Raw genomic sequence first — 2,046 nt, 5'->3', positions numbered from 1 at the left:
TCCMTGGACTTCACGTTGGACACAACGCTGACCACGCCGTCTGTAGCGCTTGCGCAGGATACGACCGATGGCGGCGCTGGCCACAACAGCGATCGGCTGACCAGCAACGCAGCGCTGACCTTCAGCGCCAGGGATGCTGACGCCGCGCGCATCATCAAGGTGGACGGCACAGCAGTCGGCAGCTACAACGCCGCTGCGCTGGCCGATGGCGCGCACACCGTCACCGTGACCGATACCGATGCGGCCGGCAACACGAAAACCGCCAGCATTGACTTCACAGTCGACACGACGCTGACCGCGCCGACCGTCGCGCTAGCGCAAGACACGACCGACCGCGCCGCCGGCCACAACACTGACCATCTCACCAGCAACGCGGCACTGGTCTTCGGCGCGAAAGACGCCGACGCCAACCGCGTGCTTAAGGTGGACGGCGTTGCGGTAGGCGCCTACGATGCTTCCTTGCTTGCTGATGGCGCCCACACAGTAAGCGTCACCGACACCGACGCCGCTGGCAATACAAAAACCGCCAGCGTCGACTTCACCCTCGACACCAGCCTGACCGCGCCGACCATCGCACTGACGCAAGACACGACTGACGGCGGTTCGGGCCACGACACCGACCGCCTGACCAGCAACGCGGCGCTGTCCTTCGGTGCCAAAGACGCCGACGCCACGCGCGTCATCAAGGTCGATGGCGCTGCTGTCGCCAACTACGACGCCGCAGCATTGGCGGACGGCGCCCACAATGTCGTTATCACCGATACCGACGCCGCCGGCAACACGAAGTCGGCGTCTATCGACTTCACACTGGACACGACCTTGACCGCGCCAACGGTGGCGCTGGGGACGGATAGCAGCGACGGTGCGGCTGGTCACGATACCGACCGCCTGAGCAATAACGCCGCCCTGACTTTCGGCGCAAAAGACGCAGATGCCACGCGCACTATCAAAGTCGACGGCGTGACGGTAGCCGCCTACAATGCTGCCTCCCTCGCCGACGGTGCACACAATGTATCGGTGACGGACACCGACGCAGCAGGTAACGCAAAGACCGCATCGCTCGACTTTACGCTTGATACGACGCTGACCGCGCCAACCATCGCGCTGGTGCAGGACACGACCGATGGCGCCGTAGGCCACGACACCGACCACCTCACCAGCAACACCGCGCTGACGTTTGGCGCCAAGGACGCTGATGCCTCACGCGCCGTCAAGGTCGATGGCGTCGCCGTGGCGGCTTACGACGCGTCTGCGCTCGCTGACGGTGCTCACACGGTGAGTGTGACCGACACGGACGCCGCAGGCAACACGAAAACTGCGAGCCTGGAATTCACACTGGATACAACACTGASCGCGCCCACTGTCGCGCTCACACATGACACCACGGACGGCGTTGCCGGCCACGACACCGATCACCTGACTAGCAACGTCGCATTGACCTTTAATGCGAAGGATGCTGACGCTACGCGTGTCATCAAAGTYGATGGTACGGCTGTCGCCAGCTACGATGCCTCGAAACTAGCCGATGGCRCACACTCCGTGAGCGTGACCGACACGGATGTGGCAGGGAATACGAGTTCGGTCAGCCTGGACTTCACTCTGGATACGTCCTTGACTGCGCCAACCGTGGCACTCGTGCAGGACACGACCGACGGCGCTACTGGGCATGATGTCGATCACCTCACCAGCAATGCGGCCCTGGCGTTCAACCTTCAAGACGCCGACGCGACGCGCGTCATTAAAGTTGACGGCAGCACCGTGGCCAGCTACGATCCGTCATTGCTTGCCGACGGCGCTCACAGCGTGTCCGTGACCGATACGGATGCCGCAGGCAACACCAAATCGGCATCGCTCGACTTCACACTCGACACAACGCTGACCGCACCGACGGTGGCCTTGGTGCATGACACCAGTGACGGCGGAGCCGGGCATGATGCCGACCATCTCACCAGCAATGCCGCACTGTCCTTCGGCGACAAAGATGCTGACGCTAACCGCGTAATTAAAGTCGACGGCGTCGCCGTGGCGGCCTACGATGCGTCGGCC

General features: G+C 63.2%; 1 protein-coding gene. It reads left to right on the top strand.

What is annotated here, in order from left to right:
• Positions 1-15: 15 nt before the first annotated feature.
• The coding region (locus tag AB4Z11_RS30285; protein ID WP_442029675.1) for an Ig-like domain-containing protein at positions 16-2,046 on the top strand (2,031 nt) is incomplete at its 3' end.

Source organism: Pseudoduganella sp. RAF53_2 (assembly GCF_052113985.1).
Classification (GTDB): domain Bacteria; phylum Pseudomonadota; class Gammaproteobacteria; order Burkholderiales; family Burkholderiaceae_D; genus Rugamonas.
The sequence above is the reverse complement of the archived record's forward strand: the minus strand, read 5'-3'. Positions and strand labels throughout refer to the sequence as shown.